Raw genomic sequence first — 25,154 nt, 5'->3', positions numbered from 1 at the left:
CTTGCCGGTCGCAACCGGCCTTCAAGTGTTGGGGGCAGGGGCCACTGGTTTCGGGGAATCACTATGTTCGGCGCCATTGCCCGGCGGATTTTCGGTTCCGCCAACGATCGTATTCTGAAGCCCCTCTACAAAGAGGTCGCCGCCGTCAACGCCCTGGAACCGGAGATGGCGCGCCTCTCCGACGACGAATTACGCGGACGAACAGAACTTTTCCGCCAGCGCCTGGCTGCGGGCGAGACCGTGAACGACCTGATGGTCGAAGCCTTTGCCACCGTGCGCGAGGCGGCCAAACGCACCCTGGGCCAGCGCCATTTCGATGTGCAGCTGCTGGGCGGCATGGTCCTCCACCAGGGCCGCATCGCCGAAATGCGAACCGGCGAAGGCAAGACCCTGGTGGCAACGCTGCCGGTCTATCTCAACGCACTGACGGGCAAGGGCGTCCACGTCGTTACCGTCAACGACTATCTGGCCGCGCGCGATTCCGAATGGATGGGGCAGGTCTATAAATTCCTTGGCCTGACCGTGGGCGTGATCGTCCACGGTCTCGACGATGCCGAGCGCCAGCAGCAATATGCCTGCGACGTCACCTACGCCACCAACAACGAGATCGGCTTCGATTACCTGCGCGACAACATGAAGTTCCGGCTGGAGGAAATGGTCCACCGGCCCTTCCACTACGCGATCATCGACGAAGTTGATTCGATCCTGATCGACGAAGCGCGCACGCCGCTGGTGATCTCGGGGCCGACCGAGGACAATTCCGATCTGTACCGTCAGGTCGATCAGGTGATGCCGCATCTGGTGGCCGAGGATTACGAGAAGGACGAGAAGGTCAAGGCGGTAACCCTGACCGAACGCGGCACCGAGCGGATCGAGCAGCTTTTGCGCGAAGCCGGTCTGCTGAAGGGTGGCCTCTACGATGTCGGCAATGTCAGCCTGGTCCACCACGTCAATCAGGCTCTGCGCGCCCACTTCCTGTTCTCGCGCGACGTCGATTATATCGTCAAGGACGACAAGGTTATCCTGATCGACGAATTCACCGGCCGGATGATGGACGGGCGGCGTTTCTCCGAAGGACTGCACCAGGGGCTGGAGGCGAAGGAAAACGTCACCATCCAGAACGAGTATCAGACTCTGGCCTCGATCACGTTCCAGAACCTGTTCCGTCTCTACCCAAAGATGGGTGGCATGACCGGCACCGCGATGACCGAAGCGGGCGAATTCGCCGAGATCTACGGACTGGAAGTCGTCGATATTCCGACCAACGTCCCGGTCTCGCGCCAGGATCATGACGACGAAGTGTATCGCACCCAAAACGAGAAGCTGGAAGCGATCGTTACCCTGATCGAAGATTGCCGCAAGCGCGGCCAGCCGGCTCTGGTCGGCACCACCTCGATCGAAAAGTCCGAGCAGCTCGCCACCCTGCTGCGCGAGCGCAAGGTCAAGCATCAGGTGCTGAACGCGCGCTATCACGAGCAGGAAGCCTATATCATCGCCCAGGCCGGGGTGCCGGGTGCGGTGACCATCGCCACCAACATGGCCGGTCGCGGCACCGACATTCAGTTGGGCGGCAATATCGAGATGCGTATCCGCCTCGAACTCTCCGAGATCACCGACGAGGCCGAACGCCAGCGTCGTATCGCTCAGATTCGTGCCGAGGTCGAAACCAACAAGCAGGCGGCGCTGGCCGCGGGCGGTCTTTACGTCGTCGGCACCGAACGCCACGAATCGCGCCGTATCGACAACCAGCTGCGCGGCCGTTCCGGCCGTCAGGGCGATCCCGGCGCCTCGAAGTTCTTCTTGTCGCTCGAAGACGATCTGATGCGGATCTTCGGCTCCGACCGGATGGACGGGATGCTGCAAAAGCTCGGCATGAAAAGCGGCGAGGCGATCGTCCACCCCTGGATCAACAAGGCGCTGGAAAAGGCCCAGCAGAAGGTCGAGGCCCGCAACTTCGACGTCCGTAAGAACCTGCTGAAGTTCGACGACGTGATGAACGATCAGCGCAAGGTGATCTATGAGCAGCGTAAGGAGCTGATGGCCGCCGAGAGCGTTACGGAAGAGATCGAATCCTTCCGCGCCGATGTCATCGCCGAAATGGTTGGCCGCTGCATTCCCGAACGCGCCTATGCCGACCAGTGGGATGTCGCCGCGCTGCATGAAGAGGTCCGCCGCGTCCTCAACCTCGACCTGCCGGTCATCGAATGGGCCAAGGAAGAAGGTATCGCCGATCAGGAAATCCGCCACCGCATCACCGAAGCGTCCGACGCCAAGATGGCGCAGAAGGCCGAAAGCTGTGGTGCCGATACAATGCGGATGGTCGAAAAGAGCCTGCTGCTCCAGTTGCTCGATCAGGTGTGGAAAGATCACCTGCTTCAGCTCGACCACCTGCGCCAGGGTATCTCGCTGCGCGCCTATGCCCAGCGCGATCCGCTGAACGAGTACAAGCGCGAGGCGTTCAATCTCTTCGAAGCCGCCCTGGACGATCTGCGCGAAAAAGTCACCTCTGTGCTGGCGCATGTCGAACTGCGCGTCGGCGACCCTGATTTGGATCAGGCGCTGGAACCACGCGGCCCTGCTCTCGCCCAGGAAAGCCGCCAGGATCCCGCCGAGATTCTTGCCGGTGCCACCCCGCTTGCGTTTGATGCCAATAACCCGGCCAGTTGGGGTTCCATCTCCCGCAATGCCCCCTGCCCTTGCGGTTCCGGCCGTAAGTTCAAGCATTGCCACGGCGCAGCGGTCTGACCGCTGCCGATGGCTTGGGTCTGGTTAGGGCTCGCCATCCTGGCCGAAGTCATCGCGACCTCGGCGCTAAAGGCAACCGACAGCTTCTCCCGTCTGGGGCCGTCGGTTGTCGTTTTGCTCGGCTATGGTCTGGCATTCTATTTTCTTTCGCTTGTTTTGCAGGTTCTCCCCGTCGGCATCGCTTATGCGGTGTGGTCGGGGGTAGGAATCGTCCTGGTCTCGCTGGTGGGTTGGTTGTGGTACGGTCAAACCTTGTCGCCCACCGCCCTGGCCGGTATCGGACTAATTCTTGCCGGAACTATAGTCCTGAACCTGTCCACAGGACCGGGATCGCATGGTTGAATGCGTCTTCCCCTGATCGTGACAGCCCCGGTATTTGCGGCTAGAGTGCCTTCCGCGCCCGGTCTCGTCCGGTCGCCCAAGATTTCTTCCTGCGTCCCCCCAGGAACCGCCCGGCGGTTCGACAGATACAAAGGAACGTGCCCATGAAGAACGTGACGGATGCCTCGTTCGAAGCCGAGGTTCTGAATGCCTCCGGCCCGGTTCTGGTTGATTTCTGGGCCGAATGGTGCGGCCCCTGCCGCCAGATCGCCCCGGCTCTCGAAGAACTCGCCACCCAGCTTGAGGGCAAGATCACCGTTGCCAAGCTGAACATCGACGAGAATCCCGCGACCCCCGGCAAGTTCGGCGTGCGCGGTATTCCCACCCTGATGATCTTTAAGAACGGTGCCGCCGCCGCGACCAAGGTCGGTGCTCTGCAAAAGAGCAAGCTGTTCGAATGGGTTGAATCCAGCCTGTAGGATCCACGGGGCGGAGATATCCGCCCCGTCCGCATCGTCATTGCATTCGGCCTAACTTATGCCAAACTGGGTATGAGGTTCATATTCTCCCAGGGAGGGAGGGAGGGCAGAATGAGACGTATACTCGCCTTAGTTGCAACAACAATCCTTCTTGGAACCGCCGGGGCCGCATCTGCCAAGGAAGATAGCGTCAGTTACTCTGAAGATATCCGCCCGATCATCCAGGGCCGCTGTATCGAGTGTCATCAAAAGGGAGGGATGGGAACCGAAGCCAGCGGTCTCGACCTCAGTTCCTACGAAGGACTGATGAAGGGAACCAAGTTCGGCCCGATGATCACCCCCGGCGAACCCGAAACCAGCAGCCTGTTACGATTGATCGATCACAAGGTCGATCCGTCGATCCGAATGCCTCATGGCAAGAAAAAACTGTCGCAGTGCGACCGTGATGCCTTCCGTCTGTGGATCAAGCAAGGCGCCAAGAACAATTAGGACGCTTTCCTTCAGCCGCCCCGGACCCTGGGCCGAAAGAGGCATCGGGGCCGGGGTTTGGCGTGCCTCTTCTCCCTCCTCCCTCTGTGACGACCGCTGGCCCTCCCCGTGACTCCCCTTCCCCTTGCCCCCGACCCGCTGCTGATCCTGTTCCTGGCCATCGGCCTGGACGCTCTGCTTGGCGATATGCCCTGGCTGTTCCGACTGGTCCCCCACCCGGTGGCGGCGATTGGCAAAGCCATCGAGATCCTGGAACGACGACTGAACCGCCCCGAACGATCCGGTCGGGCGCGGAAGTGGCGCGGCGGAGTGATGGCGGTCGGGCTCATTCTGATCGGAATAGCAGCGGGCGCATTGATCTCGTTCCTGGCCAACGCAGTGCCGCACGGGTGGCTGGTCGAACTGTTCCTTGTCGCGATTCTTCTCGCCCAACGATCCCTGTTCGATCATGTCCACGATGTCGCCATCGCCCTCCAGAAAAATGGAATCGAAGCGGGGCGCTATGCGGTGTCTCGATTAGTCGGACGCGATCCCAGTTCGCTCGACGGCCACGGAATTGCCCGCGCCTCGATTGAATCCTTGGCCGAAAATTTCTCCGACGCAGTGGTGGCGCCAGTGTTCTGGTACATGCTGCTCGGTCTACCCGGACTGATCGCCTATAAGACCGTCAATACGCTGGACTCAATGGTCGGCTATCGCAACGAGCGCTATCGCGACTTCGGGATGGTCTCGGCCCGACTCGACGATGTGATGAACCTGATCCCCGCCCGCCTGTCCGGCCTGCTGCTCGTCCTGGCGGCCCCGTTCGTTCCGCGCGGTCGCCCGATCAACGCGCTGGTCACCATGCTCCGCGATGCCCGCCACCACCGCTCGCCCAATTCCGGCTGGCCGGAATCCGCCTGCGCCGGCGCGCTCGACCTCGCGCTGGGAGGCCCACGCCGCTATCCCGGCTTCTCCGTCGAGGAAAAATGGATGGGCCGCGGCCGCACCAAGGCCGATCTGGCCGACATCCATCGCGCCCTCCACTTATTTACCGTCGCCTGTGTGTTGAATGCCGGACTGGTGGTTCTGGTGCTCTGGCTGAAAAGCAGTTCCCTGATCTGGGGATAAAGGCCGCGCCCTACCCCTTACAGACCGGCGATCCGCCCGATTGCGTCGATGTCGAGCGATTGTTTCAGATGACTGGCGAGGCGGTCGAGAATCGCCTCGATCTGCGGCTCCCACGCGGCACCGGGAGCACGGCCAGGGCGGAGCACATCGAGAAAAGCGGAACGGAACGGATCGGACGCGAACAGGCCGTGCAAATAGCATCCGGCGACCAAACCATCCGCGGAAAGCGCACCCTCTGGGCGGCCCTCCATGGTTAGCAAGGGGCGTTTGGAATCCGGGCCGGTGGTGCGGCCCATATGCATCTCGTAGCCACGAACCGGACGACCGGAGCCATCATAGCCGACACTTTCACGCAGCACTTTGTCGCCCGCCATCACCGTCTCGACATCGAGCAGGCCGAGACCGGGCGCAACCGATCCAGGCGGCCCCTCGACTCCAAGCGGATCGGCGATTGAGCGCCCCAGCATCTGGAAACCGGCGCAGATCCCCAGCACCCGCCCTCCCCGGCGCAGATGGGCGGTAAGATCGATATCCCAGCCCTGAGCGCGTAGAAACGTGAGATCGGCGATGGTTGCCTTCGAACCGGGTAAGATCACCAGATCGGCATCGCCGGGCAAAGCGCGACCGGGAACGATCATGTCGAGGGAAACATCGGGTTCGGCGACCAGCGGGTCGAAATCGTCGAAATTGGCGATACAGGGCAGACGCGGCACGACGATCCGCAGCGGCCGCCCCGTCGCGGAAGGACCGCGCCCCAGCGAGGCGGAATCCTCGGCGGGCAACAAAGCCGCCTCGGCAAACCACGGCACGATCCCCAGACAGGGCAGCCCGGTATGGGCGGCGATAACGTCGAGGGCAGGAGCGAACAATGCCGGATCGCCGCGAAAGCGGTTAATGACATAGCCTTTAAGCCGTGCACGTTCGTGTTCGGGCAGCACGGCGACAGTGCCGACAATCGCGGCGATTGCCCCGCCGCGATCGATATCGACGACCAGGATCACCGGCAGGTCGGCAGCGGTGGCAAAGCCCATATTGGCGATGTCTCCCGCGCGCAGATTGACCTCGGCAGCACTGCCCGCGCCCTCGACCACCACCAATCCAGCCCCGGCGGCGAGACGGTGAAAGCTGTCGAGCACACGGGGCATCAGAGTCGGCTTCAGCCGCTGGTAATCCCCGGCCCCGGCCTTGGCCAACACCTGACCCTGCACCACCACCTGAGCACCGGTCTCGGAATGCGGCTTGATCAGCACCGGATTCATGTCGGCCAGCGGCGCAACCTTGCAGGCACGGGCCTGCAAGGCTTGGGCACGACCGATCTCGCCGCCATCGACGGTAACAGCGGCATTGTTGCTCATGTTCTGCGGCTTGAAGGGGCGAACCGACACCCCCCGAGCGGTGAACAACCGGCACAGGCCAGCGACCAGCAGCGATTTGCCGACATCAGAGCCAGTGCCTTGAAGCATCAGCGCCGGGGGACGCACCGTCATCGGACTTAGCTCGGGCCGGAAGCGAAGGCGCACAAGTCATCCAGGCAACAGGACAGGCAGTCCGGCTTGCGCGCCTTGCAAACGTGGCGACCGTGCAGGATCAGCCAGTGATGAGCATGCTGCATCCAATGCGATGGCGTGACCGCCAGCAATTTCCGCTCGACATCTTCGACAGTTTTGCCCGGCGCGAGGCCGGTGCGATTGGCAAGGCGAAAGACATGGGTATCGACGGCGATGGTCGGCTGACCAAAGGCGATGTTAAGCACGACGTTGGCGGTTTTGCGCCCCACCCCAGGCAGAGCTTCCAGTGCCTCGCGCTCGGACGGAACCTGACCGTCATGATGCTCGATCAGCAGGCGCGACAGGGCAATGACATTGCGGGCCTTAGTGCGGTACAGGCCGATAGTGCGAATCCGCTCGGCCAGACACTCCTCCCCCAGGTCGAGCATCGCCTGTGGTGTCGCCGCCACAGCGAACAACGGTCCGGTTGCCTTATTGACACCGGCGTCCGTGGCCTGAGCCGACAACACGACCGCCACCAGCAAGGTAAAGGGATCGCGATATTCCAACTCACTGCGCGGCTCGGGATTGGCCGCCGCGAGCCGAGCATACAGGGACTCGACCTCTTCGGGACTCATCCGGCCAGAACCGCCAGCGCCTCGGCATGGGAACGGGCATCGCCAGCGGCAACGACCCGCCCTTCGGACCAGATCGTCAGCGGCTGGCCCTGCCAATCGGTCATCAGACCACCCGCTCCTTCGACCACCGGAACCAGGGCCGAATAGTCATAGGGCTTCAACCCGGCTTCGACCACCAGATCGACAAAACCAGTCGCCACCAAGGCGTAGGCGTAACAATCGCAACCATACCGGACGCCGCGCACCCGTGCCGCGATGCGGTCCCAGCCCGGTCGAGTAGCGTCATCGAACAGTTCGGGCGCGGTGGTAAAGGCGCGGGCATGAGCCAGATCGGGACAGGCCCGCACCGAGACCGGCTGACCGTTAAGAGTGGTCGGCTGCCCAGCCACACCGAGCCAGCGCTCGTCGGTGAAAGCCTGATCGATGATCCCCAGCACCGGGCGGCCACGGTGGGCCAGCGCGATCAGGGTGCCGAAACTGGGCTTGCCGGTGATGAAAGCAGCCGTGCCATCGATGGGATCAAGCACCCACACCCATTCGGCGTCACAATCGCGCTGCCCTTGTTCCTCACCCAGGATGCCATGACCGGGATACTCAACATCGAGAATAGCCCGCATCGCCGCCTCGACCTCGCGGTCGGCGATGGTGACGGGGCTGTCATCGGCCTTGGTGTCAACGGCGATCGGGGTGCGGAAGTAGGTCCGCACCACCGGACGAGCGGCATCGGCCAGTCGCTGCGCAAGAGAAATGAATTCAAGGGGACAGGCATTCATCGGATCGGACCCGGCATTTGGCTTCGTCTCCGCCAGTGTGACCCGAAACGAGGCGGCTGAACAAGCCGGATGTCACCCAAATCAGCCCTGGAGCATCCGACGCAGCAGTTCGACATCCTCGGCGAAACTGTGATCGGCTTCCTTCAGCTCCTCGACCTTCTTCACGGCGTGCATCACGGTGGTATGGTCGCGACCGCCGAACTTGCGTCCGATCTCGGGTAGCGAGCGGCTGGTCAACTGCTTGGCCAGATACATTGCCACCTGACGGGGACGGGCAACCTGACGCGAGCGCCGCGCCGAGGACATTTCGGCCAGCTTGATGTTGAAATGCTCGGCGACCTTCTTCTGGATCTCTTCAATAGTGATCCGTCGGTCCGAGGCGCGCAGCAAATCGTGCAGAACTTCCTGGGTCGATTCCAGGGTGATGGCGCGGCCAACCAACTGCGAATGGGCGACGACGCGGTTCAGCGCGCCTTCCAATTCGCGGACGTTGGAGCAAATCTTATGCGCCAGGAATTCCATCACTTTTTGCGGGACCAGCACACCCATCTGCTCGGCCTTCGACTGAAGGATGCCCAGGCGCAGCTCGTAAGTGGTGGCATGGATGTCGGCGACCAAACCGCAGGCCATGCGCGAGCGCAGCCGTTCCTCGATCCCTTCCAGGTCGGACGGCGACTTATCGGCCGAAATCACGATCTGGCGCCCCTGATCGACCAGGGCGTTGAAGGTATGGAAGAATTCTTCCTGGGTCGTGTCCTTGCCGGCAATGAACTGAACGTCGTCGATCATCAGCACGTCAACCGAGCGGAACTGTTCCTTGAACGACATCGTGTCCTGGTGCCGCAGCGCCCGGATGAAGCGGTACATGAACTTCTCGGCAGAGAGGTACAGCACGGAACGGTGCGGATTGCGCTCACGGATATGATGGGCGATCGCATGCATCAAGTGGGTCTTACCCAACCCGACGCCACCATACAGGAACAGCGGATTGAACGAGACGCTATCGGCCTCGGCCACACGGCGGGCCGCGGCCCAGGCGAATTCGTTCGGCTTGCCGACGACGAGATTCTTGAAGGTGAAGCGGGGATCGAGCAGCGCCCCCAGTTCGTCCAGTTCGGCATTGGCGGCACCGGACTCAGCCATCTGGGCGGCCGTTGGCACCGGCGCGGGCTGTGCCGCGGCGACGGTCTGCGCCACCAGGGCGGGAGCCTCGGACGGGGGTTCGGGATCGGCCTCGACCGCCGGAGCGACAGGCTGGCTCGGCACGGCGGCGGCACGGGCGGTCTCGACCACGATCTCGACATTGCGGATCGCCGGATTTTCGGCCCCCCACACGGCACGGATACGCTCGCCGTAATGGGTCGAAACCCAATCGCGCAAAAACCGCGTCGGCAGCGCCAACCGAACGGCTCCGTCGCTGATTCCATGCACGGTGATGGGCCGCAGCCAGGACCGATAGGCGGAATCACCCACCTCGTCCCGCAACCTGGTCTTCACCCGATCCCACTCAGACTTCGCCATTGCCGATCCCCGAATCCCTGCCGTCCGCCCGACAGCTTCCGCGCCTTCGGCACCATTGGTGCCGTCCTTCCGGAAATCCGGATTCATGGTGCGGGATACCTTTTTGTCACTAACCGGATCGTTGCGACCGCAGCTTCACGCCGGGCTGTCGTCCACCCTAGGGCAGAGATCTCGACAATACTGACACGCCTCAGAATCTTGCTCCCAATTTACCAAGTCAGTAAACGGTGCCACCGATGGTTATCATAAAATATCTAAAATGCGATCTATGTTCTGCAACGCACAGAACCGACGCAATGAAGATGACTATCGATGTGATTTAGCTTGAAGACTCGAGGAACTCTTTGGATCGCCCGACGAGCTTTGCCAGACTATCCATACGACCGAAGACTCGCAACAAGATCGGAACACGAACGACGAAAATTTTTCGCTTGCATTCCAGGACTCGCTGACAGGCCAAGGGGTTGGGTGATCTGCGGTTTAATAAAGGCTAAATCGCCCCATCCGCTCACCCAAAACCAAGGGCCGCGCCCGATGGGCGCGGCCCTTAACGTCAGAAAAAATCAACCCGTAAAAACGACTTAAGCCTGCGGCTTCATGTCGCGGACACGGGCGGAAAGGCGCGAGACCTTGCGCGACGCGGTGTTCTTCTGAACCACGCCGGCCTGGACGCCCTTCATCAACTGGGGTTCGGCGGCACGCAGAGCGGCCAGGGCCGCGTCGGAATCGCCCGCCGAGATGGCGAGTTCCACCTTCTTGACGAAGCTGCGGATACGGCTGACGCGAGCGCCATTGACCTCGGTACGACGGGCGGTCTGACGGATGCGCTTCTTAGCCGAAGGATGATGGGCCATGGATGAAAACCTTGCAGCTCGGTTGCAAATTCGAAGGCGCGTTTATATGTGCGGGTTGGCCCCACGTCAACATAGAAATGAGGCCAAGCCATTACCGCTTCGGCGGCGGCGGCAGTGGCGGAGCTTCGCGGTCGAGGATCGCCCGCTGTTCGGGCGTCAGCACCCGAGCCAAATCGTCCCGCCGCTGATTCAGGCCTTCATGCACCTGGGCTCCGGCGGCCTGACGGTCGGGACGGGTCTCCATCCGCTCTGCGGGAGCCATCTCACGAGCGCCCTTCTGCATCTGACGGCGCATTTCGTCAGCGCTGGAAACGCCATCGGCATAGACGGTCCATTGCGGTTCCTGAGCTGCCGTGATGCCCAGCTTGGCTTTAAGACCCGGCAGCATGGCCGGATCGGGCAACATCCGCCCCGGCCCCATTCCCATTCCCATGCCCATTCCTGGCCCGCCGCTCCCCTGCCCCATGCCCTGAGCCGAGACGGCGGTGGGAAGACAGAGCAGAACAGCCAGAGCGGACACAGAGGCGGCGACGGCGAGTCGATCAAGATACATGACGACCTCCTTAATCAATCAATTCCTAATGTTAACACATCCCGCTCACCCTGTCCGCTTCGTGAAACTCCTGATAAACCCTCAATCGCCGCCAGCCCGCACACAGAGCCACGAGGCAGACGCCGCGCTGTCGCCGCCGACACCCCACCCAGAGCGATCAGAGGCAACCGGGCGCGACGACGCCACCCCCCCAGGCGCAGCGGCCCCACCACCGGCGCTCCGGGATGACTGCGACTGGGAAAAACAGGCGAGACCAAGGCGGCATCGGCCCCCAGCGCAGCCGCCCGCCCCAGCGCCAGCGGCGAATGAGCCGCGACGGTCAGCAAAGCATGGCGGCGACGGAGCCACCCCAGCGCCGGAGCCAGCACGCCATGACGGGCAATCCCTTCGGGGAGATGCAGCCCGGCGGCTCCCAGCCGGGCGGCCAGCCGCCAATCTCCAGCGACCAGCAGCACCAATCGCCGCCGTCGGCACAGGGCCGCCAGGGCGGCGGCACGAGCGGCGCGGGCCGGATCACCGTAATGGCGCAATAACACTCCACTGCCGGACGGCAGGGCTGCGGCGGCGGCCAGCGGATCGGGCAGCCGCACATCGTCCGTAACCAGGATAAGCGGCGGCCCGGCCCAGGCCGAAAGACCGCAGACGGTTGAATTGAGACGACGGGAGGGGTTTGCTAGGGTCATCCGCTGATTATAATCCGGTTGGGCTATCCGCGCCCGACCGACTTGAAAAGGGTTCCCCTACCTTGTCCGAAATCGCCGCCGGCCTTGCCGCCATCCGTTCCCGCATCGCCGCCGCCGAAGCCGCCGCCCAGCGCGCTTCCGGTTCGGTCGCCCTGGTCGCCGTCGCCAAGACCCACCCCACCGAAGCCGTCGTCGCCGCCCTGGCCGCCGGTCAAAGACTATTCGGCGAAAACAGGGTCCAGGAGGCCAGAGCCAAATATCCCGAATTGAAAGAGCGCCACCCCGATCTGCGCCTGCATCTGATCGGACCGCTCCAAACCAACAAGGTTCGCGAGGCGATCGCCCTGTTCGATGTCATCGAAACCCTCGACCGCCCCAAGCTGGCCCGCGTCCTCGCCGACGAGATCGACCGGGCCGGACGCCGCCCCGACATCCTGATTCAGGTCAATATCGGCCGCGAGCAGCAAAAAGCCGGAGTCGATCCCGATCAGGCCGATACCCTGATTGCGTTGTGTCGTGACGAATACCGGCTGGAGCCGTGCGGACTGATGTGCATCCCACCGGCAGGCGAAGACCCGACCCCGCATTTCCTGCGGCTGGCTGAATTGGCCGCCCGTAACGGCCTGCCGGTTCGCAGCATGGGGATGAGCGAGGATTTCCCTGTCGCCGTCGCCTGTGGTGCCACCCATGTCCGGGTCGGCTCGGCGATTTTCGGTTATCGCGGCTAGGCTGCAAGGATAGCGCCTGGATTAAATCAATAAGATGCCGAACCGTCTTCGGCGAACTGCCGTTTGAAATCTTCAATTAACTGGTCCAAGACAACCGCATCGGTACAGGAATGGTGGAGGCGAACCGACATCGGGATCAACATCCGATCTCCGTCGGTGTAGCGTTGCCCAAAATAAAAAAAGCTCTGCCCGACCATTTGGTCCGGCCGCCAATGGAGGGTCAAACCAGTAAAGCGCAGATTGGGCAGATTCCCCATGAAATGCGCATAGACGAAAGTGTCGCTGGCAGCGGAAGGCCCACCCCCAGGTGAACGGGCCTGCGCGAGACGGTCGCGATAACAGGCGGAAAAGGTTGCGAGGTCCTGCCGATAGGCGTCATCCAGCACCAGCGACTGGAACCGGGCATCGCCACCAACCGCGACAGGAATGAAGATCGGGGGATTGCGCAGCAAATACCAATCGTCATCAATCCGACGCAGGTTGAACGACGGGTGACGCGCCAGAGTCTGCGCCAAATTCCACACGAGAAACGAAAAAAACGACGGTGGGGGCGGGTCTTGCCGCGACAACCTCTGGTAACGCGCCCAAGCCTGAGTGACATCCAACTGGAACGTCACATCGACATGTGGATTTTGCAGGGCTGGGCCGCTGAAGAACTCCAGAGACCAGCCGAGCCAGCCGGGAAAATCAGCGGGATCGACTCGCTCGGCGCAATAGCGGGCAGGAATTTCCATTATCGGATGGCTCTCCCAGATAGCGGCAGCATACTCATATAGCATGGAGCCAAGCTTGTGTTGAGAACGATATGCGGCCAAGACAGCCTGCGCCAGACGCGGTTTTTCGCCTTCGGAGGCCAGAACACACGCCAGACCTTGAACCGCGAGCCAGGGCCGCGTAGCCTGCACAACCAGTGTGACCCTGCCCACCTTTTCCAACGCGTCCCCGGAACACTCTTTCGGAAAATAGCGCTTGGGCGGTCATAAAATTACACACGGGAACCACCGCGATCACTGAAGATGTCGCGAATCCCTGCAATCTGTATGCGTTGACCCGACATGAGGCCGGCGAGAAGACAAGGAACGGTATCGATGAACGCTGAACAGGATCTTCCCTTTCTCCATCACCCCCATCCTGAGCCGGTTGCCGTCGACGTGCGAACCGCCATGCTCAAAAATCCCGGTTTTGGCCGTGTATTTACCGATCACATGGTGACCATCCGGTGGACCGAGGGGCGCGGGTGGCACGATGCCCAGGTGCGCCCTCGCGAGGCGCTGACGCTCGACCCGGCCAACGCCGTCCTGCATTACGCTCAGGAGATTTTCGAGGGACTCAAGGCCTACCGCACCAAGGATGGCGGCATCTCCCTCTTCCGACCGGAGCAGAACGCGTTTCGATTCCAAGCATCGGCCGAGCGTCTGGCGATGCCGGTCCTACCCGTTTCGACATTCCTTCAGGCGATCGAGCAGTTGGTGAAGGTGGACGCCGATTGGATTCCGGGCGGTGAAGGCAGCCTGTACCTACGCCCCTTCATGTTCGCGAATGAAGCTTTTCTTGGCGTCCGCCCCTCTTCCGAATATCTCTTCGTCGTCATCGCCAGCGCCGTCGGCGCTTATTTCAAGGGCGGCAAGAAGGCGATCAGCGTTTGGCTGTCCGAGCACTACACCCGCTCGGCGGCGGGCGGCACCGGCGCAGTGAAGTGCGGTGGCAATTACGCCGCCAGCCTGATTGCCCAGGCCGAGGCAAGCCGGAATGGCTGCGATCAGGTTGTCTTCCTCGATTCCAAAGACCATCGCTGGGTCGAGGAACTGGGCGGCATGAATATCTTCTTCGTCTTCGAAGACGGGTCGCTGGTCACCCCGCCCCTGAGCGGCACCATCCTGCCCGGTATCACGCGGGCGTCGCTGATCTCCCTCGCCCGCAGCGAAGGCCGCGAAGTGCGCGAAGAGCGCTATGGCATCGATCAGTGGCGGGCCGACGCGGCAAGCGGAAAACTGCGCGAAGCGTTCGCCTGCGGTACGGCGGCGGTGATTTCGCCGATTGGCGAAATCAAGAGCACTGGTGGCGACTTCACCATCGGCGACGGTAGCAGCGGCCCCGTGACGGAAGCCCTCAAGGCAAAGCTGGTCGGCATCCAGCGCGGCGAGATCGCCGACGAAAACATTTGGGTCCGCAAGATCGCCTGAGCCTTCGCCGCATCCGATGACGACAAAGGCCCGGTTGCATGACCGGGCCTTTTGCTTAGGGCCTAGCAAAACCCTTGCGTGCAGAGATCCCGAATCGACTGAGGCGACACCCATTCCTGATCGATGCAGGAGGAGGCGCAGGCGTCGAGCAATGCCTGAAGCTCGGGATCGTCGGAGGTCCAAGGGCGCTGACCGGCCTTGTCCGTCACTGCCGCGTAGGGGGGCCCTCCCCCCTCGGACAGCAGGGCCAGCATCGGCCGATAGAGCGCACTGAGGCTCATCTGCGGCAGACGCTTGCGCGCCTCGGCAAAGATCATCAGCCCGGCCGCGTCAAGGTCGCCCCAATAGAACAGTCGCTCAGCGCCAAGCAAGGCATCGAGAGGGGGCGGCGTCCCATCGACCGGCGCGCCATACCAGACGCCCTGAAGGGCGCGAACGACGGACATGGCGACGAGACCGTGTGTCGATATCCAAGCCACCGGAAGATCGCGAGTGGCCACGAACGCACGCTCGAACGCGCGCGGGTTCTCGACCAACACAACCGCCTCCGGCACGGCTACCCCCGCCGTCAGCAGCACGACCGGCGACGCGGGATAGTCCTCGAGCGAAAGGCCGATCCGCCGCAGAGCCGCCCGAGGCAACCGATCCAGCAATTTCGACGAGGCCAGGGGACCGGCGGCTGAAGCAATGAAGGCGGGCCGGTCGGTCGGTTCGGACCGGATACGCTTCAGTTCGGCCACCAGGGCTGGAAGCTTCGATGGAGGCCAGTCGCCCTCGATCGCCCGCGCGATCTCGATCCATCCCGCCCGTTCCCCGTCGCTGACGGGGGCGGCCTCGGCGAGGACGGCTTGCACGGCGGGCGAGAGAGCGGGCTGTTCCGGCGGCTGACGCTTGAGATGGTCGTAGAGGGCTTTAGCATCCCGCAACGTCACCCTGGCGATATAGCGTTTTGCCGGGAATGGCTCCCACGTCAGTTCGACTGCGGGAACTTTCTCGCCAGTCTCGGTTATTCTATTAAAATTGGAGGCTTCGACCATGCGAACATTAAATCTTTCGCCAGCGCGATCCACCCCCATCCCATGGTAATCGGGATAGACATGAACGTCTCTGGTACGATCTGGCTTCCTCTCATACGCAGACAAGAAGTGATCAAACGCCTGATCGGCGGTGACGACATAGACCTTGGCCATCGTCAGGGCCGGAGCGTCGAATAGAGCCGCTCAAGCGTCTCACGCGACCACTCGCTGGGATCTTCGGTCATCAGCGCCTCTTTCAGGGCAGTGCCGGGGTGGGTAACGGTAATCGCCATCCGCCGATAGCTGGGCCGGGCGACCTTAACCAGCGTATCCATGAATTTCTGCATGAACAGCTTGCCCCCCTTCGGTCCGGCGAGCACCGGCTGAAGCCCGATCTCGCGATAGAAATGCAGCACTTCGCGCTGGTTCTTAGGGTCCATCTTCATGAAAGCCTCGTCGAACAGCGCCAGCCCCAGACCGCCCGGCTTCGACGCGGCATAGAGGCCGTTGTGATAGGCGCTGGCCAGCGCGGCCCCGATGGCGACATAGAATGGAACTTGCTTCTCGGCCCCGGAGCCGACACCCAGCCGATGGGCGAAGGTGGTCGCCTTGCCGGTTTCGATGTCGGTCATCACCAGATTAAAGCGGAAGTAGTTGCGGTAATCCTCGTAGCGGGAATAGTCGAGATCGTCTTCCATCAGGATCGCCTCGACCATCTTCAGGCTTTCGGCGTGCAGAGATTTCTCGATTTCGGCCCCACCGAATAGCGGCAGCAGAATCATCTCGTCTTGCGTCGCCGCGACGACAAGATCGATCAGCCCGACAAAATCGGCATCCGGCTCGACCTCGAAGCGGTAGCGCTCGTTATGGAAAGCATGCTGGCGCAACACGTTATTCAGCATTGAAATCGCGTTCGTCACCCGCTCGAAGCGATCGCGCAGCATATTGACGAAATTGCCCTTCAGCAGCTTCTGTGCCTCATCGACCGCCTCGTCGGCACGGCGGCGGTGCTGGGCGAGATCCTTGTCCGCGATATCGTTGCGCAACCGGGATGCCCAGGGCACGATCTCCTCACCAATCGATGAATCGATGGTGAAACCGAGATCGCGCTGACTGGTCCGCCGGAATTCGAAAATCTGGGCGAACACCGCCTTGTTGGCGCGGGGAATCTCCTCCGCCAGAACGGTCAGGCGCTCATCGCAGGACCGGACAATCGGGGGAAGCGCACCACGGGAACGAGCGCGTTCCGCGATCCAAAGCGGCATTGCCTGGGCAAAAATCCCCCTGGCTCTTTCCTCGCGATAGAAATTCAGCGCGACGATCAGATCGGGCAGACCGGAATTGCAGCCGGTCGTCGCCGTCCCTTCGGCCCGAAGCGCGTCGTCGAGCAGACGCTTCGCGCCTTTGCGGGAATCGGGATCGGCTCCGTCGGGATCGCCGGACAATTCAAGCGCCAGCGCCGCAAGGTCGCTGTCGATCTCGGCGACACGGCGGCTGATTTCAGGATGAACATAGTCCTGCAACCGCTTGATCTGCCCCCGCAGCCCCTCGATCTGCCGCAACTTGTCGCGATAGGCGAAAACCGCATCGACCAGCCCCACCCCATGGGTACGCGCCGCCGCCAGCGGCGTCAGACGTTCCGCCAGCGACCGCAGGCCGTGAACCAGATCCTTGGTTTCGCTCTGCTCCGACAGCAGCACCCGCAGACGGCTTTCAAGATCGCGCCGCAGCGCGCCGGTGGCGTCGGCACCGATTTTACGCTCGCCCACCTGACGGATTTCGGTCACCAGCCCATCGCAATAGGCGCAATCCTTGGTGACGGCCCGACCACCCTCCTGCAACTCCGCTTCGGTCTCGACCAGACGGACATTCCCGAGGCGATGGACGATGAACGCGGCAACCAGGGGATTCCTGGCGCGCAGGACCGAGGCGAGGCTGCCCGGAGGCGACCGTCCGGTCTCGATCCGGGTGGTATTGACGACCCGGCACCCGTGATAGCGCCCGGTGTGGCGCCTCTCCCGCAACAGAGCGATGGCGCGGCGAGCCTGATCGGGCGGCAGGACTACCGCCTCGCGGTCGCGACCCAGGATCGTTTCGGCGGCATCGCGCCAGTCGGGATCAAGCATTTCGATCTCGGCGCAAACGAGCTTCGGCGAGAACCCCTCGGCCTCCAGGTCGAATAGAAACGCGCCGGTTTCAGAAGAGATCGCTGATCCGGTCTTTTCGATCGCCTCAAGGCGGCGGTGCAGATCCTCAATTTCCTGAGTTCCCAGCCCACGAAGCCGGTCGTCGGCGAGATCGCCCAGGGTGCGGCAGAGACCGTCCAGATCCGGCATCTGATCGATGATACGGGCCAGGGCATCGGGATCGACCGGCCAGACCGGAAGTTTGTCCGCGCCAGACAGTCGTTGCAGTGTGTTGAGCGCGGTCAGCAGCGCAGGCGCACGCTCGCGCAGAATGTCGAGGGCGGGTCCGGTCTGGCCGGGGATCGAGGCGGCGCGAGTCACCGCCAGTTCCCAGTGCCGGACCGGAGCCATGACCTCGGCCAATTGACCCTTTTTCTGTTCGAGATCGAGTTCGACGCGGGCCAGTTCCCCGGCAACTTCGCTGGAGCGCACCGACCGCTCCAGCCCCTGCTTTTCGTCGCGCAGCTCGATGCTCTGCCGCTCGCAATCCTCAATGATCCGCTTCAGGCGGGCGACGTCATTCTGGGCGCTCCGCAGCGCTTTTCGATGCTTGCGCACGTCACGCAGGGCAAGCAGAACCTTGGCTCGCCGCATCATCCAGGCCCGATGGTATTTCTCTTCCACCAGGGCGGTATGGCGGTGGGCGGCGGCAAGAATCGCGTCGAGATCCTCGACCTGTTGCAGCAGACGGCGGATCGTCTCGGCGATTTCACGGTAGTTCCGCATCGATTCGCGCAGGCCGCGGATCGAAATGGCGTCGCGGTCAAGAACATAGGTGCGGACGAACTGGCTTTCGTCGTCGATCGTCTCGAAGCTGACCGCATTGGCAAAGGCGCGGCGGAACTGATCGATGCCGCCATGCTGGCCGGATTGTGAACACCAGTGCAGCATATCGCCGATATGCTCGCTGGGACTCATATAGACCCGCACCTCGCCACCCTCGGCGGCACAGCGCGCCTCCAGATGCGCCTCAAGCTCGGGCCAAGTACGGGCGACGTCGCCATCCGGGCCGGACAGGACAAGATCGGCGCTGTCCACCTTGATCCCGGTGACAAGCCAGCGGGCGGTGGTTTCCTCCCTGGTCTCGGACTGGCGCGCCTCGAAAATCAGCCCGGTCGAGACGTAACGGCCGTCGATCGAATCGCGATAGGCCAGGGCGATATGCGAACGGGCGGCGTCACGCAGCGGCGGCTCGCCCGCACCGCCCAGACGGCCAAGGCAATAGCCGTGGACGCTACGCCGGTTCTTGCGCTTCTTCTCGGGATTGGCGGCGGCGTTCAGTTGCAGCGCGTTCTTGTCGTTCGACAACATCGCGGTCTGGATCGCATCCAGCAGAGTCGATTTACCCGAACGGTTCTCGCCATAGACCCCGACGGCGCCGCGTAGCGGAATATCCTGCCGCCCGAGCAAAAACCAGTCGATCAGAGCGACATTTACCAGTTCGTACATCGGTCAGACTTCCCCGTCTTCGTCGAGGGCCTCGTCCTCGGGCATCTCCTCCAGCCCAGCCTCCCGGCGGGCCGCCTCACGATCCAGCCCGTCCAGCCTGCGGTCGGTCTCCTGGGCGAAACGCTCGATCATCTGCACCTGCGCCTCGCCTGAGACGAGGCGGATGGTCGAGCGGATCCGCAAAATCATGTCGCGGGTTTCCGGGTCTTCCTCGCCAATCTCGATCAGAGCGCGGCGGCGCAGATCCAGCAGGATATCCTGGAACCGCGCCCTGGGAATCCGCTCCCGCCCAAGAATGGCGGCGTGCCGGGCGAACACCTCTTCCGAGGTCGTCGGCACGGTGGCGCGGTCCTCGGACAGGCCGGTATTCATGCCCTCCTGCCAGACCAGCCCCAGCAGCAGCAGGATGATCGTCTCGTCGATGCGCAGCCGGGCACCGTGCAGTTCGCCGCCTTCGCTGGGCACCACCCCGATCCACTGGTCGGTGGTCTCGACCACCAGCGCATAGCCAAGAGCGTCGAGTACGCCTTCGACGATCTGACGGACATCGGGGCGCAACAACGCCTCGTACAGGGGGGCCATGCCACGGTCGCCGTTATAAATAAACTGGCGGTCGAGCAGGACGTTCAACGCCCGGCGCAGCGTGCCCACCGCGCGTTCGGCGGCGGCCTGACCTTTCGAGGCTGCGACCTTCTCCTCGAACGTGGTCAGTTCTGCCAGAATTGCCGGCATTTACGACTCCTCGGCGGGGGTAATGGTGAAGTTGGGGGCGTCGATCCACGCGCTGGCATGGCGGCCTTCGGCCGGCGCGATACGATAACGCCCATCGATCTCGCCGCCGCCCGGCTCGTTCAGCCGCTCGACCAGAGCGTCGAATGCGGCAAAACCGGCCAGATCGTCGGGACACAGCCACCGCCCCTCATTGGGCCGGTCAGACGCGATGCTGCGATCGAGGAAAGCGGCGACCGTCGCTTCGTCCGGCTCCAGCATCCCTTCAAACGCCTCGACCAGCAAATCGCGAAAATCCTCGACCGGATCGGCCTCGCCGCGCTGGACCGGGCGCGGTTTGATCGGCGCTTTCGACTCCCTCGGCTCGGCGAAGCCATCGGGCGAGAACAGCCGGGGACGGACGGCAAGAAGCGTCGGGATTTCAAGCTCAAGACCATGCGGCTCTCCCCTCGTCCGCAATCCATCGACACGGCGCATCGTCGTCGCCAGCCTGGTGGTGATGCTGTCGTCGCTGCGGTCCATGTAGCGGATAGTGTTGCGCAACCGTCGCTCCAGACGGGTCCGAAAATCCTCGATCCGGCTGACGAAGCTGGTCATCCCCTCGAAAATCTCGGCGATCGTGTCGAGCTGACCGAACACCTCGCGCCGCGCCGAGGCCACATCAGGACTGACGCCGTTCTTCACATAAGCCTGGGCAATATCCTCGACCAGCGCGACATTGGTGGCGTAGGCACGCGCCATTCGCGCCACGTCGGCGCGGAACCGCAGCGGATGTTGGGCATAGGAAAAAGTCGCTTTGTAATCGGCGATCAGGATACGACCGATAAAATCTTCGAAAAAAGTATCCAGACGCGATTTGATATCCGGGCTGGCCATGATCGCCCGCTGCACCGCCCGCAGCGACGAAAGGATCGCACGCAGCCGACGGGTGAAGCGGACAGCGTTAGCGGCGGCTTCGGGCAGGCCCAGCGCGTTGGCGGATGGGTTCAACGCGATGGCTTCGATGCTGGATTTCACATCGACCACCACGCCGCCGAACAATTGGGGCAGCCCGCGTTCGATGGCATCGAACTGGTCGGCCAGCGCCATCGCCGCCGATGGCATTTCCACCACCGCGTTGAAACCGTGGGGTTCTTCCTCGATCCAGCCACAGCGGAGCAAACGGCCGTAGACGTGCTGGGCCTTGCGTCCGATCTCGTCGGTCGGCAACGGCAAGGGCTTGCGTCCACGCCCGACCGGAACGTCCTCGATCTCTTCCGGGTCTTGCCACAGCTCGGGCCGCTGCCGCACCAAACGCGCCAGCGTCTCGACCACATCGTCACGCAAGGGAACGATGATGCGGCTTCCACTGAAAAACTGGCGATAGACCACCAGCACGGCCTCAGCATAAAGGTGCCGGTTACCGCGACTGAAAATCAAAAAGGCCGTATCGTCGAGATGGCCGAAAAGAGACACGGTCCCGCTCCGATTGGTTCACTTCGGGAGAACGCCAGCTAAGGCCAAGTTATCCTGCGCGTCCAGGCACTCTCGATCGTCCCATCCGGGTCCACACATCGCACGTCAAGGAGCGGTTTTCAATCGCGAGCGACTTTCGCCTCCCGCTCTGCCCAGAGCATGCCCGATGCAGGATAAGGGTTTCCATCGTCACCCGCAGTCGGATCAACGCCCTGCTCATGACGAGGCTATCGCCCCGACGAAACCCGATTGAAGAAAGGGACGGGGTTAGCGTAAGACTCCTTCCCCGCGCTTCGACAGGGTTCCCCATCGTGCGGCAGCCTGAGATCCAGACTGCCGCGTTTCGTGTCCATATGTCGATCGCCCCCTCCCCCCAAACCACAGCAGAGCCTTTTGACGTGAATATTGTCCTTGGCACAACGACTTCCGGCGCTCCGGCCTTCATGTCGATCGAAGAGCTGTTGTCGACCCGTCTGCTGGTGCAGGGCAATTCCGGCTCGGGTAAGTCTCACCTGCTGCGCCGTCTGATCGAGCAGAGCGCCCAGGCGGTCCAACAGGTCGTCGTCGATCCCGAAGGCGATTTCGCCAGTCTGGCCCATGCCTTCAATCACATCGTCATCGACGCCGCAGCCCAAAGCGAAAACGGGATGCGCCAGATCGCCCGTCGCACCCGGCAATCACGGGTCTCGGTGGTGGTCACGCTCGAACATCTCGATACGGAACGGCAGATGCGCTATGCCGGAGCATTCCTGAACGGCCTCTTCGATATCGACCGACAATTTTGGACCCCGGCCCTGGTCGTGGTTGACGAAGCGCAATTGTTCGCCCCGGCTGTGGCGGGCGAAGTCTCGGACGAATCACGCAAAAGTTCCCTGGAAGCGATGACCAACCTGATGTGCCGGGGACGCAAGCGCGGACTGGCCGGAATCATCGCCACCCAGCGCCTCGCCAAACTGGCGAAGAATGTTGCCGCCGAAGCCAGCAACTTTCTGATGGGCCGAACCTTCCTCGACATCGACATGCAGCGCGCCGCCGATCTTCTGGGGATCGACCGCCGTCAGGCCGAGATGTTCCGCGACCTCGAATGCGGCCGCTTTGTCGGCCTTGGCCCGGCTTTGTCGCGACGGCCGATCTCGATCAGCATCGGCGAGGTGCGGACGCACAGCAACGCCAGCGGGGCCAAGTTGCTGCCGTTGCCTGAACGGTCGCAGGAAGAGGCGCGGGGATTGCTGTTCCAGGCCAACGCCCCCCAGATTCCTCGTTATGTCCCCGAGAAAACGATGGGGATCGAGGCATTGTTGGCGACGATGACCGAGCGGCCAGCACCCCAACCGATGTCGGACACGGAACCCGAGTCAGAAACCGACGCGATGCCTGAGGTGGAAGCGGTGTCTCCCCCGCTTTCTTCTCCTCCCCCCCGCGCGGCAGCGGAGAACGACCGTCCCGAGGTCAGTGCGAAGGACGGGATTGATGCCGTTCTCAACGCTCTGTTCAGCGAACCCGGCGCGACCGGACGATCCGTCGCCAAGTTGTACGAGGATTTCCTGTCACGCTGCCGCAAGCGCCGCTTGTCCGGGCGGGTGCTCGACATCGTTCATTTCCGGCGACGGCTGGTGCTGGCCCAGGCCGGAATCACCCCGGCCGTCGCCGAACTGCCGGATTGGCCGCAGGCGGTCACGATCGCCAACCGCCTGGACGAAGCGTTCCAGGGGTTGTTCCTGCACTTGGCCAGCGCCGCGATCCAGGATCTACCCTGCCCGACCGACTCGATGATCGCTCAGGCGTGTGGCACTCACTCGCCGCGCCGCGCCCTGGGGCTGTTAGCGCGAATGCAGTCGCTCGGCATCGTCGATATTTATGAGGAACTGAACGGCCAACGCGTGGTCGTCCTCACCGAACTGCAATGGAGAACGGCTCCGGGCGATACCAGCGACGCCGTGCCCTGGATCACCTGATCAGGACCATCTGCAAATCGCAGACATTGGTCAGGGTCGGCCCCGTCCGCAACAGACCGTCGATGGCATTGAAAAAAGCGTAAGAATCGTTGTCGCACAGAGCGGCGTCGAGCGACAGTCCCGCCGCGCGGGCACGGTCGAGACTCGCGGTCGAGGCAAAGGCTCCGGCGGCATCGGTGGGACCATCGCCACCATCGGTCGCCGCCGATAGAAGATGGAGTCCCTGTCCCCGAAGCGGATCACGGGCCATTTCAACCAGAAACGCCAGCGCCAGTTCCTGGTTGCGGCCACCTTTGCCAGAGCCGGTCACGGTCACGGTGGTTTCCCCACCGGCGACAAGAAAGGCCGGTCGGGCGGCGAGAAGACCGTGATCGCGCACGTCACGGGCAATCGCATACAGAGCCTTCGCCACTTCACGCGCCTCGCCGGTCAGGGTACTGGTCAGCGGAACCGGACGGTACCCCAATGCTTCAGCCTGGGTGCACGCGGCACGGAGCGCGGCAAGATTGGTGCCGATCAGGCAATTGGTCGTCAGGGGCAGGATCGGATCGTGCGGCTTCACCGTCTCGGCGAGATGGCCATCCGCCCCCTGTTCCAGAAAGCGCAGCACCGGGGCGGGAACCTTGTCGCGCAATTTATAGGATACAAGGGTCTCCAGGGCCTCGGCGAACGTGGTGGGATCGGGAGAGGTCAGACCCGAGGCGATAACGTCGAGCCGGTCGCCGACGACATCCGACAGGATCAGGGCGAGACTGCGCGCCGGAGCCAGCAGACGCAACAACCGCCCGCCTTTCAGCGCCGAGAGATGCTTGCGCACACAATTGATCGCCCCGATATCGGCCCCTGAGGCCAACAGAGCCGCTGTAACGGCCTGCTTGTCGGCCAAGGTCACCGGAATTCCACTGCCTGTCGCAGGGGAACACAGCAGCGCCGAACCTCCGCCCGAAATCAGGATCAAAACCAGAGTGCGAGCGTCGGCGGCTTCGGCCAAGGCGGCGATCCGCCGGGACGCGGCAACGCCGTTGGCATCGGGAGTCGGATGCCCGGCCTCGACGATCTCGATCCGGTCCAACCTCTCGGCGTGGCCGTATTTGACCACCACCAACCCACCCACGATGCGGTCGCACAGCACCTGTTCGACCGCCCGAGCCATCCGGGCCGCAGCCTTACCCGCCCCCAGAACCAGCACGCGGTCGTAGCCGTCCAGATCCTCTTCGTGGCACGCACCTTCGAACGATGCCACCAGACGGCTCCCGTCCAACCGAAGATGATCGACGATCATTCGATAGGGATCGACCCGCGTCAGCGCCGCCCGGAAGATCGCATCAAGGTCGGCGCGGGCCGGATCGACGCTCACGGCAGGACGGGACCAGTCTCGAAGCGGCATTGATCGGGAGGACACGGCCGCTCCATCCACAGGACGCTATCCTGATCGAAACGGCGGCGATACGCGTTCACGGCTTCGGCCAGGGCTGGCAGCCCGGCCCGATCCGTCATCACGATCACGTATTTGCAACGCTCACGAACCACCGCGCCGTCGCTCATCCAGCCGCCCTGACAGTCCATCACGGTGAAACCCGGACTTTTGCGCACCAGCACGTCGTTGAGGAACGATTCCCAATTCCCGGCGGCAACATCGCCGCCGCGTCCGGTCGAAAGCCCGAAGACTAGTTCGACGACGACCGGCTCGGCCTCGGGCCGGGGGGCGCAGGCGGCCAGAATGGCAAACAGCACAACCGATGCAATCCGCGTCACGACCGTCCTCCCGTCGATACCCGGACCCGATAATACCACCGAGAT

The 25,154-nt window shown here is 62.9% G+C and carries 22 protein-coding genes; 8 read left to right on the top strand and 14 right to left on the bottom strand.

The window, feature by feature from the left end; translation table 11 throughout:
• The first annotated feature begins 63 nt into the window (after nucleotides 1-63).
• The 5 genes from secA (at nucleotide 64) to cbiB (ending at nucleotide 5,144) form a co-directional block, all read left to right on the top strand.
• On the top strand, nucleotides 64-2,745 hold the full coding sequence (gene secA, locus PHAMO_RS00635) for a preprotein translocase subunit SecA (protein WP_002725360.1): 2,682 nt from the start codon (nucleotides 64-66) through the stop codon (nucleotides 2,743-2,745).
• Between the two features lie 9 nt (nucleotides 2,746-2,754).
• Entirely contained in the window at nucleotides 2,755-3,087 is a 333-nt protein-coding gene (locus tag PHAMO_RS00630) for a DMT family transporter (RefSeq protein WP_002725359.1), read from the top strand.
• 143 nt (nucleotides 3,088-3,230) lie between these two features.
• A complete protein-coding gene (gene trxA / locus PHAMO_RS00625) occupies nucleotides 3,231-3,545 on the top strand; it encodes a thioredoxin TrxA (RefSeq protein ID WP_002725357.1) in 315 nt (104 codons plus the stop codon).
• 111 nt (nucleotides 3,546-3,656) lie between these two features.
• A complete protein-coding gene (locus PHAMO_RS00620) occupies nucleotides 3,657-4,034 on the top strand; it encodes a c-type cytochrome domain-containing protein (RefSeq protein WP_002725355.1) in 378 nt (125 codons plus the stop codon).
• Between the two features lie 108 nt (nucleotides 4,035-4,142).
• Nucleotides 4,143-5,144, top strand: a complete 1,002-nt coding sequence (cbiB, locus tag PHAMO_RS00615; RefSeq protein ID WP_002725352.1) for an adenosylcobinamide-phosphate synthase CbiB — start codon at nucleotides 4,143-4,145, stop codon at nucleotides 5,142-5,144.
• Between the two features lie 17 nt (nucleotides 5,145-5,161).
• Here the strand turns inward: cbiB and PHAMO_RS00610 are convergent, their stop codons facing one another.
• The 7 genes from PHAMO_RS00610 to PHAMO_RS00580 form a co-directional block, all read right to left on the bottom strand.
• Nucleotides 5,162-6,631 carry a cobyric acid synthase gene (locus PHAMO_RS00610; protein WP_002725351.1) on the bottom strand — a complete coding sequence of 490 codons (1,470 nt, stop codon included), beginning with the start codon at nucleotides 6,629-6,631 and terminating at the stop codon, nucleotides 5,162-5,164.
• 5 nt (nucleotides 6,632-6,636) lie between these two features.
• A complete protein-coding gene (nth, locus tag PHAMO_RS00605) occupies nucleotides 6,637-7,269 on the bottom strand; it encodes an endonuclease III (protein WP_002725350.1) in 633 nt (210 codons plus the stop codon).
• On the bottom strand, nucleotides 7,266-8,042 hold the full coding sequence (gene hisN / locus PHAMO_RS00600; RefSeq protein WP_002725349.1) for a histidinol-phosphatase: 777 nt from the start codon (nucleotides 8,040-8,042) through the stop codon (nucleotides 7,266-7,268). Before hisN ends, nth begins: the two co-directional genes overlap by 4 nt.
• A gap of 81 nt (nucleotides 8,043-8,123) precedes the next feature.
• Nucleotides 8,124-9,650 (bottom strand): chromosomal replication initiator protein DnaA, encoded by a 1,527-nt coding sequence (dnaA, locus tag PHAMO_RS00595; protein WP_002725348.1) that lies wholly within the window; start codon nucleotides 9,648-9,650, stop codon nucleotides 8,124-8,126.
• Nucleotides 9,651-10,144: 494 nt separating this feature from the next.
• The gene (gene rpsT / locus PHAMO_RS00590; protein ID WP_002725347.1) at nucleotides 10,145-10,417 is read right to left on the bottom strand and encodes a 30S ribosomal protein S20; all 273 of its coding nucleotides are present in this window, start codon (nucleotides 10,415-10,417) and stop codon (nucleotides 10,145-10,147) included.
• 91 nt (nucleotides 10,418-10,508) lie between these two features.
• A complete protein-coding gene (locus PHAMO_RS00585; protein ID WP_051002334.1) occupies nucleotides 10,509-10,970 on the bottom strand; it encodes a Spy/CpxP family protein refolding chaperone in 462 nt (153 codons plus the stop codon).
• Between the two features lie 14 nt (nucleotides 10,971-10,984).
• Nucleotides 10,985-11,653 (bottom strand): thiamine phosphate synthase, encoded by a 669-nt coding sequence (locus PHAMO_RS00580; protein ID WP_002725345.1) that lies wholly within the window; start codon nucleotides 11,651-11,653, stop codon nucleotides 10,985-10,987.
• Between the two features lie 62 nt (nucleotides 11,654-11,715).
• Here PHAMO_RS00580 and PHAMO_RS00575 point away from each other — a divergent pair, with 62 nt between their 5' ends.
• Complete coding sequence (locus PHAMO_RS00575) at nucleotides 11,716-12,381, top strand: YggS family pyridoxal phosphate-dependent enzyme (RefSeq protein WP_002725344.1); 666 nt, start codon at nucleotides 11,716-11,718, stop codon at nucleotides 12,379-12,381.
• A gap of 26 nt (nucleotides 12,382-12,407) precedes the next feature.
• Here the strand turns inward: PHAMO_RS00575 and PHAMO_RS00570 are convergent, their stop codons facing one another.
• On the bottom strand, nucleotides 12,408-13,115 hold the full coding sequence (locus tag PHAMO_RS00570; RefSeq protein ID WP_040566015.1) for a CatA-like O-acetyltransferase: 708 nt from the start codon (nucleotides 13,113-13,115) through the stop codon (nucleotides 12,408-12,410).
• A 354-nt stretch (nucleotides 13,116-13,469) separates the two neighbouring features.
• Between PHAMO_RS00570 and PHAMO_RS00565 the strand changes: the two genes are divergently transcribed.
• Nucleotides 13,470-14,564 carry a branched-chain amino acid aminotransferase gene (locus PHAMO_RS00565; protein WP_002725342.1) on the top strand — a complete coding sequence of 365 codons (1,095 nt, stop codon included), beginning with the start codon at nucleotides 13,470-13,472 and terminating at the stop codon, nucleotides 14,562-14,564.
• A 62-nt stretch (nucleotides 14,565-14,626) separates the two neighbouring features.
• Here PHAMO_RS00565 and PHAMO_RS00560 read toward each other — a convergent pair whose 3' ends face one another.
• Genes PHAMO_RS00560 through PHAMO_RS00545 form a run of 4 tightly spaced genes read right to left on the bottom strand, consistent with a single transcriptional unit; the run spans nucleotide 14,627 to nucleotide 21,399 of the window.
• The gene (locus PHAMO_RS00560) at nucleotides 14,627-15,754 is read right to left on the bottom strand and encodes a Wadjet anti-phage system protein JetD domain-containing protein (RefSeq protein WP_002725341.1); all 1,128 of its coding nucleotides are present in this window, start codon (nucleotides 15,752-15,754) and stop codon (nucleotides 14,627-14,629) included.
• A gap of 2 nt (nucleotides 15,755-15,756) precedes the next feature.
• The gene (locus PHAMO_RS00555) at nucleotides 15,757-19,215 is read right to left on the bottom strand and encodes an SbcC/MukB-like Walker B domain-containing protein (RefSeq protein ID WP_002725340.1); all 3,459 of its coding nucleotides are present in this window, start codon (nucleotides 19,213-19,215) and stop codon (nucleotides 15,757-15,759) included.
• Between the two features lie 3 nt (nucleotides 19,216-19,218).
• Nucleotides 19,219-19,947, bottom strand: a complete 729-nt coding sequence (locus PHAMO_RS00550; RefSeq protein ID WP_002725339.1) for a DUF4194 domain-containing protein — start codon at nucleotides 19,945-19,947, stop codon at nucleotides 19,219-19,221.
• Complete coding sequence (locus tag PHAMO_RS00545; RefSeq protein ID WP_002725337.1) at nucleotides 19,948-21,399, bottom strand: Wadjet anti-phage system protein JetA family protein; 1,452 nt, start codon at nucleotides 21,397-21,399, stop codon at nucleotides 19,948-19,950.
• A gap of 443 nt (nucleotides 21,400-21,842) precedes the next feature.
• Between PHAMO_RS00545 and PHAMO_RS00540 the strand changes: the two genes are divergently transcribed.
• Nucleotides 21,843-23,354, top strand: a complete 1,512-nt coding sequence (locus tag PHAMO_RS00540; protein ID WP_235720760.1) for an AAA family ATPase — start codon at nucleotides 21,843-21,845, stop codon at nucleotides 23,352-23,354.
• Here PHAMO_RS00540 and PHAMO_RS00535 read toward each other — a convergent pair.
• Nucleotides 23,347-24,756, bottom strand: a complete 1,410-nt coding sequence (locus PHAMO_RS00535; RefSeq protein ID WP_235720759.1) for a glycerate kinase type-2 family protein — start codon at nucleotides 24,754-24,756, stop codon at nucleotides 23,347-23,349. The two genes, PHAMO_RS00540 and PHAMO_RS00535, sit on opposite strands and share 8 nt — an antisense overlap.
• Nucleotides 24,708-25,109 carry a DUF3574 domain-containing protein gene (locus tag PHAMO_RS00530; RefSeq protein WP_002725331.1) on the bottom strand — a complete coding sequence of 134 codons (402 nt, stop codon included), beginning with the start codon at nucleotides 25,107-25,109 and terminating at the stop codon, nucleotides 24,708-24,710. Before PHAMO_RS00530 ends, PHAMO_RS00535 begins: the two co-directional genes overlap by 49 nt.
• Between the last annotated feature and the right edge of the window lie 45 nt (nucleotides 25,110-25,154).

It is taken from the genome of Magnetospirillum molischianum DSM 120, from assembly GCF_000294655.1.
Lineage (GTDB): Bacteria > Pseudomonadota > Alphaproteobacteria > Rhodospirillales > Magnetospirillaceae > Phaeospirillum > Phaeospirillum molischianum.
The sequence above is the reverse complement of the archived record's forward strand: the minus strand, read 5'-3'. Positions and strand labels throughout refer to the sequence as shown.

Bases quoted from the DNA above. Each gene is read 5' to 3' on its own strand.
- PHAMO_RS00555 (WP_002725340.1), bottom strand. From the start codon at position 19,215: ATGTACGAACTGGTAAATGTCGCTCTGATCGACTGGTTTTTGCTCGGG.
- PHAMO_RS00540 (WP_235720760.1), top strand. From the start codon at position 21,843: ATGTCGATCGAAGAGCTGTTGTCGACCCGTCTGCTGGTGCAGGGCAAT.
- dnaA (WP_002725348.1), bottom strand. From the start codon at position 9,650: ATGAATCCGGATTTCCGGAAGGACGGCACCAATGGTGCCGAAGGCGCG.
- nth (WP_002725350.1), bottom strand. From the start codon at position 7,269: ATGAGTCCCGAAGAGGTCGAGTCCCTGTATGCTCGGCTCGCGGCGGCC.
- trxA (WP_002725357.1), top strand. From the start codon at position 3,231: ATGAAGAACGTGACGGATGCCTCGTTCGAAGCCGAGGTTCTGAATGCC.
- PHAMO_RS00610 (WP_002725351.1), bottom strand. From the start codon at position 6,631: ATGACGGTGCGTCCCCCGGCGCTGATGCTTCAAGGCACTGGCTCTGAT.
- PHAMO_RS00570 (WP_040566015.1), bottom strand. From the start codon at position 13,115: ATGGAAATTCCTGCCCGCTATTGCGCCGAGCGAGTCGATCCCGCTGAT.
- PHAMO_RS00620 (WP_002725355.1), top strand. From the start codon at position 3,657: ATGAGACGTATACTCGCCTTAGTTGCAACAACAATCCTTCTTGGAACC.
- hisN (WP_002725349.1), bottom strand. From the start codon at position 8,042: ATGAATGCCTGTCCCCTTGAATTCATTTCTCTTGCGCAGCGACTGGCC.
- PHAMO_RS00585 (WP_051002334.1), bottom strand. From the start codon at position 10,970: ATGTATCTTGATCGACTCGCCGTCGCCGCCTCTGTGTCCGCTCTGGCT.
- secA (WP_002725360.1), top strand. From the start codon at position 64: ATGTTCGGCGCCATTGCCCGGCGGATTTTCGGTTCCGCCAACGATCGT.
- PHAMO_RS00630 (WP_002725359.1), top strand. From the start codon at position 2,755: ATGGCTTGGGTCTGGTTAGGGCTCGCCATCCTGGCCGAAGTCATCGCG.
- rpsT (WP_002725347.1), bottom strand. From the start codon at position 10,417: ATGGCCCATCATCCTTCGGCTAAGAAGCGCATCCGTCAGACCGCCCGT.
- PHAMO_RS00550 (WP_002725339.1), bottom strand. From the start codon at position 19,947: ATGCCGGCAATTCTGGCAGAACTGACCACGTTCGAGGAGAAGGTCGCA.
- PHAMO_RS00580 (WP_002725345.1), bottom strand. From the start codon at position 11,653: ATGACCCTAGCAAACCCCTCCCGTCGTCTCAATTCAACCGTCTGCGGT.
- PHAMO_RS00560 (WP_002725341.1), bottom strand. From the start codon at position 15,754: ATGGCCAAGGTCTATGTCGTCACCGCCGATCAGGCGTTTGATCACTTC.
- PHAMO_RS00565 (WP_002725342.1), top strand. From the start codon at position 13,470: ATGAACGCTGAACAGGATCTTCCCTTTCTCCATCACCCCCATCCTGAG.